This window comes from Rhodococcus sp. Eu-32 (assembly GCF_003336925.1).
Taxonomy (GTDB): Bacteria; Actinomycetota; Actinomycetes; order Mycobacteriales; family Mycobacteriaceae; genus Rhodococcoides; species Rhodococcoides kyotonensis_B.
Map to the genome: position 1 here is coordinate 13,485 of NZ_QGNK01000035.1, position 21,419 is coordinate 34,903.

The 21,419-nt window shown below is 65.8% G+C and carries 17 protein-coding genes; 11 read left to right on the top strand and 6 right to left on the bottom strand.

Annotated elements, in window-relative coordinates; translation table 11 throughout:
* The first annotated feature begins 35 nt into the window (after positions 1 to 35).
* Genes DK926_RS25535 through DK926_RS25550 form a run of 4 tightly spaced genes read left to right on the top strand, consistent with a single transcriptional unit; the run spans position 36 to position 3,314 of the window.
* The gene (locus tag DK926_RS25535) at positions 36 to 1,223 is read left to right on the top strand and encodes an AI-2E family transporter (RefSeq protein ID WP_114332722.1); all 1,188 of its coding nucleotides are present in this window, start codon (positions 36 to 38) and stop codon (positions 1,221 to 1,223) included.
* Complete coding sequence (locus DK926_RS25540; protein WP_114332723.1) at positions 1,216 to 2,400, top strand: DUF5931 domain-containing protein; 1,185 nt, start codon at positions 1,216 to 1,218, stop codon at positions 2,398 to 2,400. The genes DK926_RS25535 and DK926_RS25540 overlap by 8 nt, the downstream gene beginning before the upstream one ends.
* The gene (locus DK926_RS25545; RefSeq protein WP_114332724.1) at positions 2,397 to 3,047 is read left to right on the top strand and encodes a response regulator transcription factor; all 651 of its coding nucleotides are present in this window, start codon (positions 2,397 to 2,399) and stop codon (positions 3,045 to 3,047) included. Before DK926_RS25540 ends, DK926_RS25545 begins: the two co-directional genes overlap by 4 nt.
* 42 nt (positions 3,048 to 3,089) lie before the next feature.
* Positions 3,090 to 3,314, top strand: a complete 225-nt coding sequence (locus DK926_RS25550) for an autophagy-related protein 2 (RefSeq protein ID WP_114332736.1) — start codon at positions 3,090 to 3,092, stop codon at positions 3,312 to 3,314.
* Here the strand turns inward: DK926_RS25550 and DK926_RS25555 are convergent, their stop codons facing one another.
* A complete protein-coding gene (locus tag DK926_RS25555; RefSeq protein ID WP_114332725.1) occupies positions 3,315 to 3,704 on the bottom strand; it encodes a MarR family transcriptional regulator in 390 nt (129 codons plus the stop codon).
* Positions 3,705 to 3,812: 108 nt separating this feature from the next.
* Between DK926_RS25555 and DK926_RS25560 the strand changes: the two genes are divergently transcribed.
* The 3 genes from DK926_RS25560 to DK926_RS25570 all read left to right on the top strand — a co-directional run bounded on the left by DK926_RS25560 (position 3,813) and on the right by DK926_RS25570 (position 7,552).
* A complete protein-coding gene (locus DK926_RS25560; RefSeq protein WP_207890916.1) occupies positions 3,813 to 4,928 on the top strand; it encodes a glycosyltransferase in 1,116 nt (371 codons plus the stop codon).
* 17 nt (positions 4,929 to 4,945) lie between these two features.
* Complete coding sequence (locus DK926_RS25565) at positions 4,946 to 5,578, top strand: DUF1707 domain-containing protein (protein WP_114332726.1); 633 nt, start codon at positions 4,946 to 4,948, stop codon at positions 5,576 to 5,578.
* Between the two features lie 84 nt (positions 5,579 to 5,662).
* Positions 5,663 to 7,552, top strand: a complete 1,890-nt coding sequence (locus tag DK926_RS25570) for a DUF2339 domain-containing protein (protein WP_114332727.1) — start codon at positions 5,663 to 5,665, stop codon at positions 7,550 to 7,552.
* Between the two features lie 70 nt (positions 7,553 to 7,622).
* On the opposite strand, the gene DK926_RS25575 is transcribed toward DK926_RS25570, so the two are convergent.
* From DK926_RS25575 to trmB, 4 genes are all read right to left on the bottom strand, one after another.
* Positions 7,623 to 9,767: an MMPL family transporter gene (locus DK926_RS25575; RefSeq protein ID WP_114332728.1), complete on the bottom strand. Its 2,145-nt coding sequence runs from the start codon at positions 9,765 to 9,767 to the stop codon at positions 7,623 to 7,625.
* A 106-nt stretch (positions 9,768 to 9,873) separates the two neighbouring features.
* Positions 9,874 to 13,068: an MMPL family transporter gene (locus tag DK926_RS25580; protein WP_114332729.1), complete on the bottom strand. Its 3,195-nt coding sequence runs from the start codon at positions 13,066 to 13,068 to the stop codon at positions 9,874 to 9,876.
* Positions 13,068 to 13,730: an NYN domain-containing protein gene (locus DK926_RS25585; RefSeq protein ID WP_240931428.1), complete on the bottom strand. Its 663-nt coding sequence runs from the start codon at positions 13,728 to 13,730 to the stop codon at positions 13,068 to 13,070. Before DK926_RS25585 ends, DK926_RS25580 begins: the two co-directional genes overlap by 1 nt.
* 41 nt (positions 13,731 to 13,771) lie before the next feature.
* Entirely contained in the window at positions 13,772 to 14,527 is a 756-nt protein-coding gene (gene trmB / locus DK926_RS25590; RefSeq protein WP_068427593.1) for a tRNA (guanosine(46)-N7)-methyltransferase TrmB, read from the bottom strand.
* Positions 14,528 to 14,682: 155 nt separating this feature from the next.
* Between trmB and DK926_RS25595 the strand changes: the two genes are divergently transcribed.
* From DK926_RS25595 to DK926_RS25610, 4 genes are all read left to right on the top strand, one after another.
* Positions 14,683 to 15,714: a hypothetical protein gene (locus tag DK926_RS25595; protein WP_114332730.1), complete on the top strand. Its 1,032-nt coding sequence runs from the start codon at positions 14,683 to 14,685 to the stop codon at positions 15,712 to 15,714.
* Positions 15,711 to 17,201 carry a hypothetical protein gene (locus tag DK926_RS25600; RefSeq protein ID WP_125833461.1) on the top strand — a complete coding sequence of 497 codons (1,491 nt, stop codon included), beginning with the start codon at positions 15,711 to 15,713 and terminating at the stop codon, positions 17,199 to 17,201. Before DK926_RS25595 ends, DK926_RS25600 begins: the two co-directional genes overlap by 4 nt.
* Before the next feature lie 30 nt (positions 17,202 to 17,231).
* Complete coding sequence (locus tag DK926_RS27275; protein WP_114332732.1) at positions 17,232 to 17,540, top strand: DUF6802 family protein; 309 nt, start codon at positions 17,232 to 17,234, stop codon at positions 17,538 to 17,540.
* A 324-nt stretch (positions 17,541 to 17,864) separates the two neighbouring features.
* Complete coding sequence (locus DK926_RS25610; protein WP_068427603.1) at positions 17,865 to 19,697, top strand: phosphoenolpyruvate carboxykinase (GTP); 1,833 nt, start codon at positions 17,865 to 17,867, stop codon at positions 19,695 to 19,697.
* A 42-nt stretch (positions 19,698 to 19,739) separates the two neighbouring features.
* On the opposite strand, the gene DK926_RS25615 is transcribed toward DK926_RS25610, so the two are convergent.
* Positions 19,740 to 21,206, bottom strand: a complete 1,467-nt coding sequence (locus DK926_RS25615) for an aldehyde dehydrogenase (protein WP_114332733.1) — start codon at positions 21,204 to 21,206, stop codon at positions 19,740 to 19,742.
* Positions 21,207 to 21,419: the final 213 nt, after the last annotated feature.

Below are 21,419 nucleotides of genomic sequence, written 5' to 3' on the forward strand. Positions count from 1 at the left end.
CAACTGGTCCTTCCGCAGGCTCCACTCCTGCCACTGTGGAGCGTTTCGATCCAGCCGGCGCTGTCCACCCGCTCGTTCGCGTCGGCGCCGCTTGGACTTGGCGGCTACTCGTCCTGTTCGCCGGGTTCATCACGTTCTGCTACGTGGTCGGACGCCTGGACACGGTGATCATTCCGGTCGCCCTGGCGCTGCTCGCGTCGGCCATGTTGTTGCCGATCGTCGACTGGATGCAACGCCGCGGAGTTCCGCGCGCAGCTGCCGTCGTCATCGTCATCATCGCGAGCATCGGCGTCGTCGCCGGCATCATGACGTTCGTCGTCGAGCAGTTCGTCGAGGGCCTGCCCGCGCTGGGCGATCAGTTCACGACGTCCATCAACGACATCCAGAAGTGGCTGGCCGACGGCCCGCTCCACATCAGCCAGGATCAGATCCGGCAAGCGAGCGACAGCGTCGTCAAGGTCATCCAGGACAATCAGGCTGCTGTCACCAGCGGAGCGCTGACGACGGCGACGGTCATCGGAGAGATCCTCACCGGCGCGTTGCTGACGCTGTTCACGCTCATCTTCTTCCTGTACGGCGGCGATCAGATCTGGGAATTCGTGACGCGGCTGGCACCGACGTCGTCGCGTCGTCGTATTCGGTTGGCGGGTAGCCAGGGATTCGGATCGCTCGTCGGTTACGTCCGCGCGACGGTAGCCGTCGCGGCTGCCGACGCCATCGGTATCGGCGCAGGGCTCGCGGTTCTCGGTGTGCCGTTGGCGCTTCCGTTGGCGTCGCTCGTGTTCATCGGTGCGTTCGTCCCGATCGTCGGTGCGTTCCTGACCGGGTTCGTCGCAGTGTTCATCGCGCTCGTGACGAAGGGCTTTCTCACCGCTCTCATCACACTCGGCATCGTCGTGGCGGTCATGCAATTGGAAGGGCATGTGCTGCAACCACTTCTACTCGGGCGCGCCGTGCGGATCCACCCGCTCGCCGTGGTGCTCGCCATCACCGTCGGAATTCTGTTGGCGGGCATCGTCGGTGGTCTCCTGGCGGTCCCGGTGGTCGCCGTCCTGAACACCGCGATCAGGTCGCTGCTCGCCGACGACCCTGACGAGGTGTTCGAGGAACTCGAGGAGAACGACCCGTCGTCGACGACGAGGTTTCCGGCAGCGCCGGATTCGCCGCATCCGGGCAACGACACGCTCGATCGCGGGTCCCTGAACAAGCCGGACGATGACTGACGCCCTCGGGCCTCTCTGGCGGGCGTCGCAAGCGTTCCGCCTGATCACGCTCGTGTACGCCGTCAGTTATCAGTTCGCGTCGGCGCCCGACTACTCGAACCAACGGTTGAGCTGGTTCTTCGTGGCCACGATGGCGGTGTGGACAGGTGTGTCGGCGATGCTTCTGTCCCGGGCGGCGGGAGTGGAGCCTGCAGTAACGACCCGGGCGGCGGGAGTGGAGCCTGCAGGAACGACCCGATCGACGGTGGCGCGGTGGAGGGTCGTGCTGGCGGACCAGTTCATCGTCATCGGCCTGATGGCGTCGACTCGGCTTGTCGCGCCACATGATTGGTACAGCACGCACCAGACGCTTCCGACGACGCTGTGGGCCACCAACGCGGTGATCTCGGCGGCGATTCTCTTCGGGCCCAAAGGGGGCATCGCATCCGGTGTGCTGCTGGCAGCGGTCAGTGCGGTGGTACGGGATCAAGTGAATCTGGACCTGTGGACCGACGCGACGGCGCCGGTACTGGTGTCGGTGGGACTGGCGCTCGGATTGGCGAGCAATACCGCGACGAGGGCGCACGCGGAGCTCGAGCGAGCCGCGCGACTCGCCGCGATCACCGAGGAGCGGGAACGGCTCGCACGCCAGGTGCACGACGGTGTGCTGCAGGTGCTGGCGCTCGTGCGACGCCGAGGTCGTGAAATAGGTGGCGCTGCAGGTGAACTCGCCGAACTAGCGGGTGAGCAGGAGGTCGCGCTGCGGATGCTCATCTCCGAGCAGGCGGTGCCGAGCCAGGCAGGCGTCGACGTCGATCTGGGCGCTCTGCTGCGGAAGCAGGCGGGTACAACGGTCTCCTTGTCCGCCCCTGCCGATCCCGTTCTGCTGAATCGGTATGTTGCCGAAGAGCTTTCCAACGCTGTCGCGACGGCGCTGTCCAACGTCGCCCTTCACGCGGGGGAGGGTGCCCGGGCCTTCGTGCTGGTCGAAGATCTGGGTGACACGGTCGTCGTCGGCATTCGCGACGACGGATGCGGAATCCCGGCCGGACGACTCGCCGAAGCGGAAGCAGAAGGGCGCATGGGGGTGTCGAAGTCCATCGTCGGACGCATCCGAACCCTGGGCGGCACAGCAGAACTGGACACCGACGAGTCGGGAACCGAATGGGAAATACGTGTACCGAAGGGGACGAGATGACCGGTGAACAGATCACGATCATGGTCGTCGACGACCATCCCATGTGGCGTGACGGGGTCGCGCGCGACCTCGAGGCCGCGGGGTTCGACGTCGTAGCCACGGCGGACGGCGTCGGTGCAGCAGGGCGACGGGCCACCGCGACGCAACCGGACGTCGTGCTGATGGACATGCATCTGCCCGACGGCAACGGCGCCGACGCGACGAGGCAGGTGCTGGCCGGATCGCCAGGCAGCAGCATTCTGGTGCTGTCGGCGTCGGCCGAGCGCGACGACGTGCTCGATGCGATCAAGGCAGGTGCCACCGGCTACCTCGTCAAGAGCGCGTCGGCCGACGAGCTGTTCGATGCGGTGCGCGCGACCGCCGCAGGTCAGGCCGTGTTCACCCCGGGTCTCGCCGGGTTGGTTCTCGGTGAGTATCGACGCATGTTCACTGCGCCCGCGTCGCAGGAGAAGCCGAGTCCGACGCTCACCGATCGCGAGACCGAGGTGCTCCGACTCGTCGCGAAAGGGTTGAGCGCCAAACAGATTGCGTCCAAGCTGACCCTGAGTCATCGAACCGTCGAGAATCACGTGCAGGCGACGCTACGCAAACTACACCTGGCCAACCGCGTCGAGTTGACGCGCTACGCGATCGAGAAGGGTCTGTGACGGCGTGTTTGTGACGCGCGCGGCGTGGGCACCCTGGGCGGTATGACCGACACAGACAAGCCCGTGGACACCACCGTCGATCCGGCCGAGAAGTCGCGCGGCACCGACGCGGACACCGGTCAGGACGTCGGCGAACGCGGCGAAGCGATCCGCGAGTTCGACGACCACCTGGACGGGGCGGGGGACAAGCCGTCGTTTCCGACGCCCGATCCCGAGGACGTCACCGACCACCCGACGGATCCGAAGACGACGACGCGGTCCGAGTAGTCACTTCCGGACGAGCTGCATCAACGCGAACTTCGCAATCGGTACGTAGGGAAGGACGAACGCGGACGGGCCTCGCACGGTGAGCCACGTCCGTGCGCCGTTCGGCGTCGACGCCACCCCGTGGGTGAGCGTCAGGCCGAGGCTGCGGTGGACGAACCACGCCTTCCACGTCCACGTCCGACCCGGTTCGTCCACGTCCAGGATCTCGAAGTCCACGGGAAATCCCAGTGGTCCTCGAACCTTCCCGAATGTTCCTGGGCGCAAACGAGATTCGGCGTAGTCGACGCCCATGATCTGCGGCGCCCACGACGACCACATCTCGGGTTTCATGTACCGCTCCCACGCCGTCTCTGCAGGTGCTTCGCCCGTCGCGTCGATCGTCGTTTCCATGCGCGACGGGCTACCCGGCAGGTCCGAGTCGAAAACTCCAGGACGAGTTCGCCCAGGATTCGGGTGATCGTCATGTTCCCGACGACGACGGGCGGGACACTCGGTCCGGTGCGCATCGTGCAACTCGCGAACTTCTACGGACCCCGTTCCGGTGGCCTCCGTACCGCGGTCGATCAGCTGGGGGCAGGGTACGCCGCGCGGGGACACGAAGCAGTGCTGGTCGTGCCAGGTGCCGAACGAGCCGAGGAAATCCTCCCGACGGGAGTTCTTCGGGTCACCGTGCCCGCGGTTCGCCTTCTCCTCACCGGCGGCTACCGAGCCGTCCACCCCGGTGCGATCGCCGACATCCTGGCCGGACTACGGCCCGACGTCATCGAGGTGTCGGACCGGTTGACGCTCCGCGGGATGGGAGCGTGGGCGTCACGACGCGGCGTCGGCAGTGTCATGATCTCGCACGAACGTCTCGATCGGCTTCTCGCGCAGATCATGCCGCGGGCCGCTGCGCGTGCGCTGGCCGACGTGGCGAACCGTCGCACCGCCGAATCGTACGACGCCGTCGTCTGCACAACGGGTTTCGCGCGTCGCGAGTTCGAACGTATCGGGGCCCCCAACATCGCCGAGGTCCCCCTCGGAGTCGATCTCGATCTCTTCCATCCCACACGGCGCGGCGGCGACCGATCGCGGTGGCACGGCGACGCCGACGCCCTGCTGGTCCACTGTGGTCGCTTGTCCGTCGAGAAGAAGGTGGAACGGAGCATCGACTCCATTGCGGCACTGCGTCATTCGGGATCGAATGTCCGGCTCGTGATAGCAGGCGACGGGCCGCGTCGGGCAGGGCTGGAGCGTCGCGCGAAAGGTCTTCCCGTCGACTTCCTCGGATTCGTCGACTCACGCGTCGAACTTGCATCGTTGCTTGCATCGGCCGATGTGGCCCTGGCGCCGGGCCCGCACGAGACGTTCGGTCTCGCCGCGCTCGAATCGCTCGCAGCAGGAACACCCGTCGTCGTGTCACGGTCGTCGGCTCTGGCGGACATCGTCACCCCGGCGTGCGGCGGGCGATTCGACGACACGGCCGACGGTTTCGCATCCGAACTCGGTCGCGTACTGGACCTGCCGTCCCTCGCGCGACGGACCGCAGCACGCTCGCGCGCAGAGCAATTCGGTTGGCCCGCCTCGATCGAGGGCATGCTGGCCGTTCTCGGTCGTGGCTCCACGGCCGTATGACCCCTATCCTGGTGGCCATGGAGGCGAGAAATCTTCGGGTGTCCGATGCGGAGAAGGAACACGTAGGGCAACTGCTGCAGAAGGCCGTCGGACTCGGGATGCTGTCGCTCGGGGAGTTCACCGAACGGATGGACACCGCCCTCGCCGCGAAGACCCGCGGTGAACTCAACTCCGTCCTCGCTGATCTGCCGGGCATGCAGATCGCCGACGACCATCGGCCGGTCCAAGCTCCTCAGTCATCGCCGCAGGTGACGCGGGCCTCGAACTCGTGGGGCGGCGACAGCAGCAACGTAGTCAAGGCCACGATGTCGACGGTCACGCGCAAGGGGCCGTGGCACGTGCCGCCGCAGCTGACGATCCAGAGCAAGATGTCGTCGGTGACGCTGGACTTCACGCAGGCCGTGATGTCGACCCAGGTCGTCGAAGTGGCCGTCGACGATTATTGCGGCACCATCTCGCTCGTACTCCCACCCGAAGCAACGGCCGACCTCAACGGCGTGGAGACGATCGGCGGCAGCGCGAACAACAAGGTCCGCACCGGCCCGCCGATCGGACGGCTGCACGTCATCGTGCGTGGCAAGATCCGCTTCGGTTCCATCACCGCGAAGCACCCGATGGGCACGTCGTTGCGTCGGATGTTCGGCGGTTGACGGGCCGGGGTGTCGTAAACCCCTAGTACAAACCGAGTAGCACTACTCAGGCTTCGCCGACGCGATTCTTCGACGATCGTAGGCATGACCTTTTCGAGTGGTAACCGTGTCGATCCTCAGTTGGTGGCCAGGTTGTCCGGCCAGTTCGCCTCGCTGGGCGAACATCTGCGGCAGGTGTCCGGCGATCTGAACGCGCTACACGCGCAACTCGCCGTGCAGCCCGCGCCGCCCCAGGTCTCGCAGGTCCCTCAGGCTCGTCCGCAGCCGCAGCCGCAGCCGCAGCCGCAGCCGCAGCCGCAGCCGCAGCCGCAGCCGCAGCCGCAGCCGGCGTGGACGCCACGTCCGATGCCGATGGCTCTTCCTGTAGCAGGCCCGCCGCGACCTGCTCCCGCCCCCGCTCCCACGAAGGAACCGTGGTGGCAACGTGACGGCGTCATCAGCCGCCTGCTGGCCGTTGCAGGTGCTGGCGTCACACTCGTCGGTGTCGTGATGCTTCTCGTGCTGGCGGCGCAGGCCGGGTGGTTCGGGCCGACGCTGCGAGTCGGCGCGGGAGCCGTGCTCTCGATCGCGTTGGTTGCCGTCGGTGCCAGGGTGTACGGCAGGCCAGGTGGACGGGTCGGCGGAATTGCCGTCGCCTCCACCGGTATCGCAGGCTTGTTCCTGGATGTCGTTGCAGTGACGGCGATCTACGGATGGTTGCATCCGGTTCTCGGATTGGTCGCAGCGTTCGGGATCGCGGCAGCAGGCGTCGCACTGGCGGTGTCGTGGCGGTCGCAGCCGATGGCAACGTTGATTCTCGCCGGCGTTGCTGCATGTGCTCCCGTGGTCACCGGCGGAATCACGCTGCCGCTCATAGCTTTCTTCACGGTGACTCTCATCGCCGGATTCCCGGCACAACTCGGCCGAGACTGGCCGCTGTTGGGTCTCGTTCGCACGGTTCCTGTCGTTGTGGTTCTGCTCGTCGCTGTCACCAGGGGAGCGACGTGGAGCCTGCCGTGGCACAACGCTCTACACTTGCTGGTTGCGTCGTCCATCGTCTTCGTGTTCGGAGTCGGCAGCGCCGCAGAGTTGTTGCGCCGCAACGGTGCCGATGTGATGGCGTCGGCGATGATGGCCGTGGCGTCCGTGCCGGTTCTCGCTGTCGGCGTGTTGTTCGTGCCCTGGACGCACACACTGATCGAGGCGATGGTGGCGCTGACGTGTGTCGTGACGATCGCCGTCGCACACTGGTTGCCGACGCATGCGCGCATCGTTCTCGCCGCTGCAGGATCGTTCGCTCTCCTGCAGGCGGTCTTGGTGCCGACAACGGCCGAGCTGCGGCCGGTGGCTCTCCTCGTCGTCGCGGCCGGCCTGATCGCCGCGGCATGGCAGATGTCGTCGAAGACGGCATTCTGGTTCGGTAGTGGATTCGCGGCGCTGGGAGCGCTCGGATTCCTGGTCGTCGCACCCCCGGAGGGGGTGACGGACGCGGACCACGCCACGGGCAACCTCGGCGTCGTGATCGCTGGAATCCTGTTGACCGGCACGGCAATCGGTTCCGTCCTGGCTGCTCGCCTGTTGTCGATCGCGGACAAGAATCTGGAGGCGTGCTGGGTCGTCGCCGGTCTGGTGTCGTTGTATGCGATGACGTCGGCCACCGTCGCTCTCGGTGTCGCAGCGCTGGGCGGCTCCACGGGATTCGTCGCCGGGCACTGTGCGGCGACGATCGAATGGATGGTCACGGCGATGGTTCTGCTCGTGATAGGCCTTCGAAGCGAAAAGTACGCGCACACAGCGCTGTTGGTCGGCCTGTCGCTCACCGCGGCGGCGGTGGCGAAGCTCTTCCTGTTCGATCTCGTCGCACTCGACGGCTTGTTCCGGGTGTGCGCGTTCATCGTCGTCGGACTTCTGCTGCTGTTCGCAGGGACGCGCTACGCGAAGGTGTTCGCGAACCGCGACAGCGCTCCGCCGACGTCTGCTCACCCCGCACACTGAGTGACCGGAATATCGAAGTCGTGCACCGTATTCGGAGAGAATGCGTGCACGACTTCGATGTGTGAGAGAGCTACAGGAACGTCTCGCCGAGTCCGAGTTTCTGCTGTATCCGTTTCATCCACCTCGGTGCCCACCAGCAGTCGTCGCCGAGCAACTTCATCACCGATGGCACCAGGAACATACGAATCACCGTCGCGTCGATGATCAATGCCGCGATCATGCCGTAGGCGATGTACTTCATCATCACCAGATCCGAGAATGCGAACGATCCCGTGACGACGATGAGAATCAATGCCGCGGCAGTGATGATTCGACCCGAGTGCGCGGTCCCGATGCGAATGGCATCGGTTGTGCTGGCGCCCTTTTCGTGTGCCTCGACCATTCTGGACAACAGAAACACTTCGTAGTCGGTGGACAAGCCGAACACGATCGCAGCGATCAGAAGCAGAATCATCGCCATGATCGGTCCAGGGGTGAAGTTCATGGCGTTCGCGCCGTGGCCGTCGATGAAAATCCAGGTGAGGATGCCCATCGTCGCGCCGAGCCCGAGCGTCGTCATCAACACTGCCTTGATCGGCAGCACCAGAGATCCGAACGTCAGGAACATCAGCAGGGTGACGATGCACACCACGAGGATGGCCGTCAGTGGAAGCAGGTCGACGAGCGCGGTGATCGAATCGCGCTCGATCGCAGGCGTTCCCGTGACTTGGACGGTCGCGCCGTCGGGCACGTCCATGCTGCGGAGATAGTCGATCGCAGCCTGCGAGTCGTTGCGATCGACGAGTCCCGCCTTGAAGACGATGATGCCGTCCTTGCTGGCGCCGGTCGCCGAGAACTTCTCGATCAGACCCGGGGCCTCGCCTGCTTGCTTCGTGATCGCGCCGAGGCTGCTGCCCTGCGCATTCTGGATGACGAGTTTCAGAGGCTCGGTGCGCTGACCGGGGAACAGCTCGTCGAACTGCTCTTGCGCGACGCGCGTCGGATTGTCGGGCGGCAGATACGTTTCGTTGATACCGCCGAACTCGATGCGGCCGACCGGAAGCGTCAGGACCACCAATCCGAGGACGATCGCGAGGGCGACCTTGACCGGCCTGCGCATGACCCAGCGAGTTAGCTTGCCCCACATGCCGTTCTCGATCTCCTCGGACGACTTCGTCTTGCGCATGAATGCGAAGCCGAGTGCGTCCACGCGTCGGCCGAGGATCGCGAGAAGTGCCGGGAGGATCGTCACGGCCGTCAGGGCTGCCAGCGCGACGGTCGTGATGGAGCCGTAGGCAACGGATTTCAGGAATCCGTGCGGGAACAGCAGCAGTCCGCCGAGGCACGCCACGATCATCGTCGCGGAGAACACGACGGTCCGGCCCGCTGTCATGACGGTGCGGCGAACCGCGTCGGACGGAGAACGGCCGTCGCCGAGTTCCTCGCGGAAGCGGGAGACGATGAAGAGGCCGTAGTCGATCGCCAATCCGAGGCCCACCATCGACACGACCGGCTGCACGAACGTGTTGACCTCGGTGAAGTTGGTGAACGCGCGAACGACGCCGTTGGCGGCGACGACGGTCAGACCCCCGACGATCAGTGGTAGTGCCGCAGCGACGACGCCGCCGAAGACGATCAACAGCAAGACCGCCACGGCAGGGATGGCCAACACTTCCATACGGTGGATGTCTTCGGACATCGTCGATTGCAACGCGCCTGCGACAGCCTGCAGGCCGGCCACCTGGACATCCACACCGTCGATGTAGAAGGCGTTCTCCACGGCCTGGAAGTTGTCGGTGCGCTCGGTGTCGTCGGCCCCGGCGATCGCGATGCTCGCGATCGCGTGCTTCTTGTCCTCGGTGGCGAGCGCCGCGGCGCGGACCGTGTCGGGGACGGGGAAATACGTGCCGTTGATCTTGTCGATCGTGTCCGCATGATCGGTTCCGAGGGCCGTCAGGCTGGCGACGACCGCAGCGGAGAATTCAGGATCGTCGACGGTTCTGCCGTCCGGAGCCGTGTACAGGACGAGGACGTCGCCCTGCGCGTCACGACCGAACGTGTCGTCCGCGAGTGCAGCCGCCTCGACGGCTTCGGAACCGGGATCGTCGAAACCGCTTTGACTGAGATGGTTTTCGACGCCGATGCCGTACCCGGCCAGCGCGAGCAATCCCGCGACCATCACTCCGATGACCGTGAACCGCGCGCGGTAGACCAGATTCCCCCATGTCGCGAACATTCATCTCCCCCATGTCGATGGTGTCGTGTACATCTCGTGCAGAAAGATCCGCATGCAGAACGGCCACCCCGATGATTCGGAGTGGCCGTTCGATCGTCTTGGTCGGCTACTGTCGCCGCTCCCTCGCGAGCAGTTCACTGACGCTCAGCGCCTGCTGACCGCCCCGGTGGCGTCCGCTGTCCGCGTCGGACTCGGGCTGCTCGGCATTCTCCGCGGCCCTACGGCTCGCGCGCGACGTCGGAGCAGCAGCCTCCTCGTTCCGGCGCGGCTGTGCTGGTCCGGTAGTCGTGCCCTGGGTCGGGCGCTGGGGCGCTCCCCGGCTCGGTCGTTGCTGCTCGGGCTCGGGTGTTTCCGAGCGGCGCGACGGTGCGTTACGCGTCGAGACGTCGTAGCGCTGCCGTGGCTCCGCCGGCGGGCGCGGTGACGACGCGGAACCGTTGGTCCGGCCGCCGTTGTACGTGTCGTTGGCACCGTTGTTTCCCGTGCCGTTGTTTCCCGTGCCGTTGGCGCCGTTGGTGACGCTGCCGTTGGTGGCGCTCCCGTTCGTGGCGCTGTCGTTCGTTCCGCGGGAGGAGCCGTTCGTGCCCGTCCGGCCGTACCCGTTGCGCGTGGTGCCATTGCGCGTGGTGCCGTTACGCGTTCCGGTGCTTCCTGCGGTCGACTGCTCGTCGTCGGAGTGCGTGTCCTTCGACGGCTCGGGTGTGCTGGGTTTCTGGGTCGGCGCGCGTAGGTCCGCGAGCCAGCTCTCGATCGAACGCGGATCGGGCGTCGACGACCGTGTCGGCTCGCTCGAGCGGGCCGGCTGCGCTGTCTCGCGCGTCGCCGGCTGCGGCCTACGAACGGGTTCGGGCTTGCTGATCGGATCGGGCGTGCGCACCGGCCGAGGCTCGTCGGAGACCTTCGGGGTGGCGACGGTCCGCGGCCGCGCAGGAGGCGTCGACGCGTCGGCGGGTGCCTGAGACGGCCTGCCCGTCGCCGATCGGCGTTCCTCTTCCTTGGCTGCGTGGGTCGCACGGATCGGCCCGGAGCCACTGGGTGCGACGACGGGGATCGGCTCGGTCAAGGGCTCGTTGACGCGGGGCGCGGTGCGCGCGGCAGGCCGAATCGGACCGCCTGCAGGCGACAGTTCCGGAACGTCCTGTGGGAGCATCTCGTCCTCGAGGATTGTCTCGCCGAGCCCGAGCTTCTGCTGAATGCGCTTCATCCAGGCAGGGGCCCACCAGCAGTCGTCGCCGAGCAGTTTCATCGTCGCCGGCACGAGGAACATGCGGATGAGAGTCGCGTCGATGATCAACGCGGCGATCATGCCGTACGCGATGTACTTCATCATCACGAGATCGGAGAACGCGAAGGCTCCGGTCACGACGATGAGGATCAGTGCGGCCGCGGTGATGATGCGCCCCGTGTGGGAGGTGCCGACGCGAATGGCCTCGCTCGTCGAGGCACCGCGTTCTCGCGCCTCGACCATGCGGGAGAGCAGGAACACCTCGTAGTCGGTCGACAGACCGAACACGATCGCGATGATCAACACGAGGACGGGAGCCATGATCGGCCCGGGCGTGAAGTTCATGAAGCTGGCGCCGTTGCCGTCGATGAATATCCACGTCAGGATGCCCATCGTGGCGCCGAGGCCGAGCGTCGTCATCAGCACTGCCTTGATCGGCAACACCAACGATCCGAACGTCAGGAACATCAACAGCGTTACGACGAAGACGACCAGCACCGCCATCAACGGCAGATTGTTCACCAGCGCGGTGATCGAGTCCTGCTCGATGACGGGCGTTCCGGTGATCTGGACGGTGGCGCCGTCGGGAACATCGATGCTGCGCAGGTGATCGATCGCGGGTGTGGAGTCGTTGCGGTCGACGAGGCCTGCCTTGAAGACGATGATGCCGTCTTTGCTCGCGCCGGTCGGGGAGAACTTCTCGATGAGGCCAGGCGCCTCGTTGAGCTGTCTGGTGATCGCAGCCAGATCGGCGCCCTGGGCGTTCTGGATGACTGCTTTGATGGGCTCGGTGCGCTGACCGGGGAACAGTTCGTCGAACTCGTTCTGGGCCTGCCGGGTGACGTTGTCGGGCGGCAGGTAGGTCTCGTTGATGCCGCCGAACTTGATGTTGCCGACGGGAAGGGTCAGCAGCACGAGGCCGAGGACGATCGGGACGGTGACCTTCAGCGGGTTGCGCATGACCCAGCGGGTCAACTTGCCCCACATGCCGTTCTCGATTTCCTCGGACGACTTGGTCTTACGCATGAACTTGAATCCGAGCGCGTCGACGCGTCGGCCGAGGATCGACAGGATCGCGGGCAGGATCGTCACGGCCGTCAACGCGGCGAGAACGACCGTTGCGATGGACCCGTAGGCCACCGACTTGAGGAAGCCTTGCGGGAAGAGCAGGAGTCCACCGAGGCTGGCGACGATCATCGTCGCCGAGAAGACGACGGTTCGTCCTGCCGTCATGACCGATCGTCGAACGGCCTGTTGGACGGAGTAGCCGTCGCCGAGTTCTTCACGGAAGCGGGACACGATGAAGAGGCCGTAGTCGATGGCGAGGCCGAGACCGACCAGCGAGACGACGGGGGCGACGAAGCTGTTGACGTCGGTGAAGTGGGTGAAGACCTTGACGATGCCGTTGGCGCCGACGACGGTCAGACCGCCCACGATGAGCGGGAGCGCCGCGGCGACGACGCCGCCGAAGATGAAGAACAGCAGGACGGCGACGGCCGGGATGGCCAGCAGTTCCATGCGGTGGATGTCACCCGCCATCGTGGACTGCAGTGCGCCTGCGACGGCCTGCAAGCCGGTGACCTGTACATCGACCCCGTCGATGTAGAAGGCGTCCTTCACGTCCTGGAAGTTGTTCGTCAGCTCGGTGTCGTTGTCGCCGAGCATGGCGATACTGGCGATGGCGTGGGTCTTGTCCGCAGTCGCGAGCGCGGCGACGCTGACGACGCCGTCGACCTTGAAGTACGTTCCGTTGATCTTCTCGATCTGGTCCGGATGGTCGGCGACGAGCGAGTTCAGGCTGTCGGTGACCTTCGCGTTGAACTCCGGATCGTCGATCGTCTTGCCCTCGGGAGCCGTGTACAGAACGATGACGTCGCCCTGTTTGTCACGCCCGAAGGTGTCGTCGGCGAGCTTGGCCGCCTGGACGGACTCGGAGCCCGGGTCGTCCCAGCCGCTCTGGCTCAGATGGTCGTTCAGGTCGAGTCCGTACGCGGCGAAGCCCAGAAGGGCGGCGACCATCACTCCGATGACCGTGAACCGCAAGCGGTAGACGAGATCTCCCCATCTGGCGAACACTACGAAACTCCTTGACGCCCGACGAGCAGGGCGGACAGTGGACGGAACGGCTGCAACCATGCGCCCTCGTCCGGCAGGGAGTCCAGGCTCACGCGAGGCAGAGGCTCACGGAAGACTCCCGGGATGTCCTCCAGGTCGAGGAATTCCAGCGTCTCCGAGGTGACGGCCCAGCTCGCGTGCTCGCGAAATCCCAGTACGTGCACGGGAACACCGGTCGCGGCGATGTCTTCCAACGGTTCACGAAACGCTTGACCGTCGGCCGACGCAACCATGACGCCTGCCAGTCCACCGTCGCGACTGCGCAGCGCGATGTGGTCGAGCATGTCGGCGTCGACGTCGCTGTCCTCGTCGACCTTCGGCTTCGCGAAAACAGCGAATCCCACGTTACGCAAAGCCTCGACCCAGGGTCGAACGACGTCGGCGCTGCCGGGCGCGATGTTGGTGAACACCGTCGCCTCGGGTTCGAGCGTGGACGTGCCCGATGCGGACAGCTCCGCGGTGCGGTGCAGAAGCCATCGTCCCAGCGCATCGAACCGCGGCCGGTACGCAGCCGTCGGGCGTCCGCCGAGAATCGCGCCGAGACCCATGTCGAGATTCGGGGCGTCCCAGACCAGGAGCACTCGCTTCGTGTGTCGAGTATCACCCGTGTCGAGCGTGGGCATCGGGGCGAGCGTGGTGTCCGACACGTCTGCGCTGGCGTTCATCATCTGCTCTTCCCCCATATGAGCTCGGTCACCGAGCTGCCGACAAGCTGTGCTTTGCCTTCGAACTTGGTGACCGGACGCTCGTGTGTCATCGGCGATTCCCAGTCGAGAACGGACAACCTCGGTTCGGCGTTCCCGGCCTCGGCGATCCATTCTGCATACTCGGCGTGATCGGTGGCGACATGAAGAACGCCCCCGGGCTTCAGACGGTCGGCGATCATCGCGAACGTCGGCCCCTGCAGCAGCCTGCGCTTGTGGTGACGCGCCTTCGGCCAGGGATCCGGAAAGAACACGCGCACTCCGGTCAACGACTCCGACGTCAACATGTTCTCCAGAACGTCCATCGCGTCGCCGCGCAGCAGACGAATGTTCTCTATGTCGTCGCGCTCGATCTGCTGGAGAGTCTGTGCCAGTCCGGGGCGATATACCTCGACGGCCATGAGGTTGACGTGCGGCTCGGCCTTGGCCATCGCCGTCGTCGCGGTTCCGGTGCCGGATCCGATCTCCAGAATCGCGGGGCCGGACCTGCCGAACCATGCGTCGACGTCGATGTGTTCGTCGGCGACGTCGCGGCCGATCTTCGGCCACAGGGTGTCCCATGTGGCCTGCTGGGCAGCGGTCAGAGCGCCACGCCGAGACCGAAAACTCGTCACTCGAGGGTATAGCCGAGAGCCCTTGTCGGTGGGCCGCTCGTCCTCTGGTCGAGGGCTGTGGGTGGTGCTCCGTGCGTCGTTCACGCGTCCATTGTCGCCCATCGAGAGAGTGTGTGACAGGTGGGTCTCGAGTTGTAGTTGAGACTTGTGGTGTCACCGCAGGCCAGCGGCTCGCGGATTCGCGAATCTGTCGGACCGGTATGTCAGAATTGCCCGCGAATCCGGGGCGGGGATACGTGAAAAGCGGGGGGGTCGCGATGAACGGGGTGGATCAAGGGCGTCTTCGCCGACTGGCGTCGGAGTCGTCGGTGCGCGACGCGCATCTCGGGCGTGAGATCGACCTGGCGCTCGACAGATGCTTCGCGCGCATCCGAGTGCAGGTGTCCGGGCGAGTGGGCGTCGGAAAGTCCACAGTTCGCGCGGTCGTGGAAGCAGCCCTCTCGGAATCAGTGGGCTTCGGCGACGCCGTCGACATCACCGAGGCTGCGGCCGTCGACGTTCCCCGCTCACCCGATCCGATCCTCGACGGCGACGTCGTCGTGCACGTGTTGGCAGGAGGAGTGCAAGCCGCCGACGTCGAAGTCCTGTCGTCGGTGGCAACGGCGGTCGCCGTGCTCGCCAAGGCAGACACGCTGGACGACGCGTCGGACACGGTCGCTCGGTCGGCGGCCACCGTCGGCGTTCCCGTGCTACCGCTGATGGCCACCGTGGCGCGCAGCCTGTCCCGCGGCGAGCCGTCGTCGTTCGCAGACCTTCGTCGCGAGGCGGCATCGTTGCCCGACGACGCAGTACTCACGCCCGATCGTTTCGCGCTCGCGGCACCGGACGCGGAGTCCGGGCGGCGTCGACGCGTACTGGTCGATCAGGTGGAAATGGCGGGTGTGCGCTTGCTCGTGGGGAAGCTTCGAGCCGACCCCACCGTCGACGACGCCACCCTGCGTCTCATGCTGGCCGACGCCAGTGGCGTCCGGCCGGTGCTCGACGCCGTCGGACGCTGTATCGACGGCATCCGTACCGACAGGGAAGGCCGGCTACTGCATCGGCTGACCGAGTTGTGTGCGGAACACCCTCGCGTGAGCGAGGAGATCGAGCGATACCTCGCCACCGACGAGGCGGTGCTGGCGGTCATGGGGTCGGCGCTGCGTGCGGTGGGCGAGGCGCGTGAGCACGGTCAGCCCTTGGCAGCGGCGGTCGAGTGGCACCGGCGAGCGCGTTCGGCGTCGAATCCCGACTTCTGCCGGGCTGCGGTCGCGATCTCGCGGGGCTACCTGAGAGTGCATGCATCTTGATCGACGTCCCCGGCGACATGGGTGGCGTGATCAGACGATGGTTTCCCGACGGACTCGACGCCGTCGGGGCCGCGCGTCGGGCAGTGCCCGAAGGGTTGTTCGTCACCGGGATCCACGATGCCGACGTCACGACTCTGCTCGAGGAACTCCGTCACCTCGGCGTCACGCCGACCGCCGACGGCGTCGACTCGGCCGCAGTCGTGATGTTCGCCGTCGACGCGTCCTCCCCCATCGGGCGTCGAGCGCTCGCCGAGATGCGGCCTGCGCTCGAATCGACCACGGTCGCCATCGTCGTCGACGGAATCGATGCGCACCGGGAGTGGCGCGAGGTGACGCGGTCGGTGGCGTCGTCGATCGCCGAGCACGTACCTCGGGCCGTCGACGTCGAGGTGTGGCCCACGTCGGCCGGCCTCGCCCGCCGCGCACGTCACGTCGCCGACGCGGCCGCGCGCGACGCGCTGTACGAGGAGTCGGGCATCGCTGCGCTCGGCGCGTTTCTGGCCGATGCGCTGCAGCGACCGCCCGGCATGTTGCGCGAGCGCAAGTACAACGCCGCCGTTCATGCCGCTGTCGCCGGAGCCCGCCGCGCGATCGTCGACCGAGCGCGTGAGGTGACCGGAACGGGCGCGACCGTCGGCCTTCGCGCCGAACGCGCCGATCTGCTCGAGCGACGAGACCGGGAACGGCGGGTACGCACGACAACGCTTCGGAACAGACTCCAGATGCTCCGCGTCGACGTGACGCACGAGATCGGCGAGCAATCGCGCGCGTTCGTCGCAGGGGCCCGCGAGGCGATAGCGTCCGCGACGCGGTCCGAACTGCGACATCTGCCTGCCGACCTGTCGCAGCAGTTGACGAAAGCCGGTCGACGAGTGGACGGTGCGGTCACCGAACGGGTGCAGGCGATCGCCGACGACGTCGAGATCGACATCGAATTGCCCTCGACCGCAACGGGACTCGCGATGATAGAGCCCCCCGCTCGGCGACGCCGCACCGTCGAGGACAAAGTCATGGTGGTGGTCGGCGCGTCCGCGGGTGTCGGCCTGGCCCGCATCGTGGTGTCCCCGTTGTCGATGCTCCCCGCGTTCGAGGTCGCGGTCGTCCCTGCGGCACTTCTTCTCGGCGCGTTCTCGGCCTGGTGGGTGGTGCGTGCACGCGCGTCGGTAGCGGATCGGGCGCATCTGCGTACGTGGACGTCGGACGCCGCTGCCTCGGCCAAGTCGTCGTGGGAACAGGCGGCACAGGCTCGCATGCTTGCCGTCGAAGAGGCGTTCGTGTCGGCGTCGACCGATTCGATCGGGACGGCGACGCTCGCGACCGAATCCGAACTCGACCGCGTGGAATCGGAACTCCGCACCGCGGCCGATCATCGTGCGTCGGTACTGGCGGCGTGTGACCGCGATCTGGCCGCTCTGGATCGGGGCGTGGAGAAATTCGTCGTCACGGCGCAGGAACCGGCGCTCTCCGAGGTGCGTCCTAACAACTAGGCCCTACGACACAGAAGGGAGCGCCGGGTGATGGATATCGACGACGCATTTCTCCTCGGTTCCGATTTCGACAGCGAACAGGACGTCGACGCGGTGCAGCACGACCCGTTCGGTCTCGGCGTCGAGATGTTCGATCTCGACGGCGATGGCATGTCGGAGACACGTGTCGTGCGCACCGAGGCCGGCGTGACCGTCGCTTCGGACCGAGATGGGGACACTGTGATGGATACGTTTTCGGCGGTGGCCCGTGACGGCCATTACGAATCCTGGGAAGTTTTTCGCGCCGCTGACGGTACTTCGCAATGGAAACGGACGGATTCCGGGGAATTGTTCGAATGAAAAGAAGTCATTGTTTGTAATGTCCTGACATGGAATCTCCGCAGCGTGAGGGGTCTGAACTATTACTTTCCGGTAGCTGAATCGTTTCTGTGACCAATCGGACAACACCCTGATTCCGGAATGGCGACATGCGGCGTTAACCTGAGACCAGGACACCCGGCGCCCGTGTCGTCGGTTTGACGTAGCCAGTATGATGCTGTATACGCGGACCGCGCGATCGGGCAGTTCCCCACCGAGAGGGGAAGATCAGGTCTGCCTCACGCCCCTGCCAAGCCCAGCAGTGGACGAAGTGGAACTGATTCCGGCTCACCCCAGGAGAGTTAGATGACCTCAGCGACCATTCCCGGTTTGAACGGCACTGACGCCGCGCCTCCCACCCAGCACAAGGAACTTCTTGCGTGGGTTCAGCAGGTAGCAGAACTCACCGAGCCGGATCGGGTGGTCTTTGCTGACGGTTCGGACGAGGAGTGGGAGCGCCTCACCACCCAGCTGGTCGACGCAGGCACCTTCACTCGGTTGAACGACGAGAAGAAGCCCAACTCGTTCCTGGGCAACTCCGATCCGTCGGACGTGGCCCGCGTGGAGTCGCGGACCTACATCTGTTCCCAGCGCGAGATCGACGCAGGTCCCACCAACAACTGGATGGAACCGTCGGAGATGCGCGGCATCATGACCGACCTGTACCGCGGCAGCATGCGCGGACGCACCATGTACGTGGTGCCGTTCTGCATGGGCCCGCTCGGAGCGGACGACCCCAAGCTCGGCGTCGAGATCACCGACTCGGAGTATGTCGTCGTCTCGATGCGCGTCATGACCCGCATGGGCTCGGCCGTGCTGGACAAGCTCGGCACCGACGGGTTCTTCGTCAAGGCGCTGCACTCGCTCGGTGCCCCGCTCGCCGAGGGCGAAGCGGATGTCCCGTGGCCGTGCAACGACACGAAGTACATCACCCACTTCCCCGAGGATCGCGAGATCTGGAGCTACGGCTCGGGATACGGCGGCAACGCCCTGCTCGGAAAGAAGTGCTACTCGCTGCGCATCGCGTCGGCGATGGCGCACGACGAGGGCTGGCTCGCCGAGCACATGCTCATCCTCAAGCTGATCTCCCCCGAGGACAAGGCCTACTACATCGCCGCGGCGTTCCCGTCGGCCTGTGGCAAGACCAACCTCGCGATGATCCAGCCGACTATTCCGGGCTGGCGTGCCGAGACGATCGGCGACGACATCGCCTGGATGCGTTTCGGTGAGGACGGCCGTCTCTACGCGGTCAACCCCGAATTCGGATTCTTCGGTGTGGCGCCGGGAACCAACTGGGACTCGAACCCCAACGCGATGAAGACCATCGACCAGGGCAACTCGGTCTTCACGAACGTCGCACTCACCGACGACGGGGACGTGTGGTGGGAAGGCCTGGAGAACCGGCCGGATCACTTGATCGACTGGAAGGGCAACGAGTGGACGCCCGAGTCGGATTCGCTTGCTGCACACCCGAACTCGCGCTACTGCGTGCCGATGTCGCAGTGCCCGTCGATGGCTGCCGAATGGGACGACCCGAAGGGTGTGCCGATCTCGGCGATCCTGTTCGGTGGACGTCGCAAGACGACGGTTCCGCTCGTCACCGAGGCCCGCGACTGGCAGCACGGCGTGTTCATGGGTGCGACGGTCGGCTCCGAGCAGACTGCAGCGGCCGAGGGCAAGGTCGGCACCATTCGCCGCGATCCGATGGCGATGCTGCCGTTCCTCGGCTACAACGTCGGGGACTACTTCCAGCACTGGATCGACCTCGGCAAGAACGCCGACGACTCCAAGCTGCCCAAGGTCTTCTACGTCAACTGGTTCCGTCGCGGCGACGACAAGCGCTTCCTGTGGCCCGGATTCGGTGAGAATTCTCGCGTCCTGAAGTGGATCGTCGAGCGTATCGAGCACAAGGCTGCAGGCGTCGAGACCCCGATCGGTGTCGTCCCGACCGCCGACGCTCTGGACATCTCCGGCCTCGACACCACGGTCGAGGACGTCGCCGAGGCTCTGAACGTCGACGTCGACGAGTGGAAGGCCGAGATCCCGCTGATCGAGGAGTGGTTCGACTTCGTCGGCGAGAAGCTTCCCACCGGCATCAAGGACGAGTTCGACGCGCTGAAGCAGCGTCTGGGCGCGTAGTGCGCTCCGCGCCCGTGCGCGGATAGTTGGGCCAGGGTGCAACTATCCGCGCACGGGCGCCGCAGGCGCATATCCCGGTGGCATCAGAACCGACTTCGACTCGCAGAACGCGTCGAGACCCTCGGGGCCGTTCTCGCGTCCGATGCCGGAGTTCTTGTAGCCGCCGAAGGGGGAGCTCGGGTCGAAGGCGTACCAGTTGATGGCGTACGTACCGGTGCGAATCTGCGCCGCGATCTCGAGTCCGTGGTCGATGTCGGTGGTCCAGACCGAGCCGGCGAGGCCGTAGTCGGAGTCGTTGGCGATTTTGACGGCCTCGTCCTCGGAGTCGTACGGGATGACGGACAGGACCGGGCCGAAGATTTCCTCGCGTGCGATGGTCATCGAGTTGTCGACGTCGGCGAAAATGGTCGGCTCCACGAACCAGCCGGTGTCGAGGCCGTCCGGACGACCGCCGCCGAGTGCGAGCCGTGCGCCCTCGGCCTTACCCGCTTCGATGTAACCCTCGACGCGGCGGCGCTGCTTCTCGGAGATCAGCGGGCCGAGCTGGGTCGCGGGGTCCTTCGGGTCGCCGACGACCATGGCGCCCGCGCCCGCGACCATCGCGTCGAGAATTTCGTCGTACCTCGAACGCGGCGCGAGGATGCGTGTCTGTGCGGCGCAACCTTGGCCGCTGTTCAGTAGGCCGGACAACAACAGCATCGGCATCGTCGACGCAACGTCCATGTCCTGCAACAGGATTGCTGCTGATTTGCCGCCCAGTTCGAGCGAGCAGCGCTTGAGCTGCTGTGCCGCGATCGTTCCGATCGTCCTGCCGACGGCCGTGCTCCCGGTGAACGTCACCTTGTCCACGTCCGGATGCGAGACGAGGTATTCGCCGGTGTCCGGGCCGCCGGGCAGAATCGACAGCACACCGTCGGGAAGGCCGGCGTCGGCAAAGATGTCGGCCAGCAGATTCACGGCGAGCGGTGCTTCCGGTGCGGGTTTCAGCAGCACCGAACAGCCGGCCAGCAGCGCGGGAGCGAGCTTGTTGATGGCCAGGAACAGCGGCACGTTCCATGCGATGACGGCCGCGACGACGCCGACGGGCTCGCGCGTCACCGTGGTCTGACCGAAGATGCCGTGCCGCGTCTCCTCCCACGGAAAAGTCTCAGCGTACGACGCGTAGAAGTCGAGGACCGCCAGCGACGGCGTCTGTTGCAGCATGCCGACCATGACGCCGGGGGCGCCCATCTCGTCGGTGAGCGTCGCCCCGATCTCGGGCATCCGTGCCTCGATCAGCTTGCGTGCACTGGCTAGAACCTGTGCTCGTTCCGCGGGTGTCGACCGCGGCCACGGCCCGGAGTCGAAGGCTCTGCGCGCGGCACCGACGGCGGCGTCGATATCTGCCGGGGCGGCCACGGGAGTGCTCCCGACCCGCTCTTCCGTTGCGGGGGAGAGGACTTCCAGCTTCTCCCCGGTCGACGGCGGCGTCCACTGGCCACCGATGAACAGCTTCGCGAAGTCAGTCATGAAAAGAGACTAGAACACGTTACAGAAATAGAAAAGGTGCGCGAAGCGCCCGTGCGCGCATAGTTGGCCCAGGTTGCTACTTTCCGCGCAGTGATACTGGAATGGTTCGTCGATGCAGTGGTTTGACTCGTTTCCGCGCTGACGCCGATGGCTGTCTTTCCCGTGATGTGTCGGCTGCTGCATCGATGGACACCTGAAGCACACGCGACCGGT

Excerpts from the sequence above, each read along its gene's own strand:
- DK926_RS25575 (WP_114332728.1), bottom strand. The coding sequence starts at position 9,767 with ATGTTCGCGACATGGGGGAATCTGGTCTACCGCGCGCGGTTCACGGTC.
- DK926_RS25570 (WP_114332727.1), top strand. The coding sequence starts at position 5,663 with ATGACCTTTTCGAGTGGTAACCGTGTCGATCCTCAGTTGGTGGCCAGG.
- DK926_RS25615 (WP_114332733.1), bottom strand. The coding sequence starts at position 21,206 with ATGACTGACTTCGCGAAGCTGTTCATCGGTGGCCAGTGGACGCCGCCG.
- DK926_RS25565 (WP_114332726.1), top strand. The coding sequence starts at position 4,946 with ATGGAGGCGAGAAATCTTCGGGTGTCCGATGCGGAGAAGGAACACGTA.
- DK926_RS25550 (WP_114332736.1), top strand. The coding sequence starts at position 3,090 with ATGACCGACACAGACAAGCCCGTGGACACCACCGTCGATCCGGCCGAG.
- DK926_RS25585 (WP_240931428.1), bottom strand. The coding sequence starts at position 13,730 with ATGCCCACGCTCGACACGGGTGATACTCGACACACGAAGCGAGTGCTC.
- DK926_RS27275 (WP_114332732.1), top strand. The coding sequence starts at position 17,232 with ATGGATATCGACGACGCATTTCTCCTCGGTTCCGATTTCGACAGCGAA.
- DK926_RS25540 (WP_114332723.1), top strand. The coding sequence starts at position 1,216 with ATGACTGACGCCCTCGGGCCTCTCTGGCGGGCGTCGCAAGCGTTCCGC.
- DK926_RS25555 (WP_114332725.1), bottom strand. The coding sequence starts at position 3,704 with ATGGAAACGACGATCGACGCGACGGGCGAAGCACCTGCAGAGACGGCG.
- trmB (WP_068427593.1), bottom strand. The coding sequence starts at position 14,527 with ATGGGCGACAATGGACGCGTGAACGACGCACGGAGCACCACCCACAGC.
- DK926_RS25545 (WP_114332724.1), top strand. The coding sequence starts at position 2,397 with ATGACCGGTGAACAGATCACGATCATGGTCGTCGACGACCATCCCATG.
- DK926_RS25610 (WP_068427603.1), top strand. The coding sequence starts at position 17,865 with ATGACCTCAGCGACCATTCCCGGTTTGAACGGCACTGACGCCGCGCCT.
- DK926_RS25595 (WP_114332730.1), top strand. The coding sequence starts at position 14,683 with ATGAACGGGGTGGATCAAGGGCGTCTTCGCCGACTGGCGTCGGAGTCG.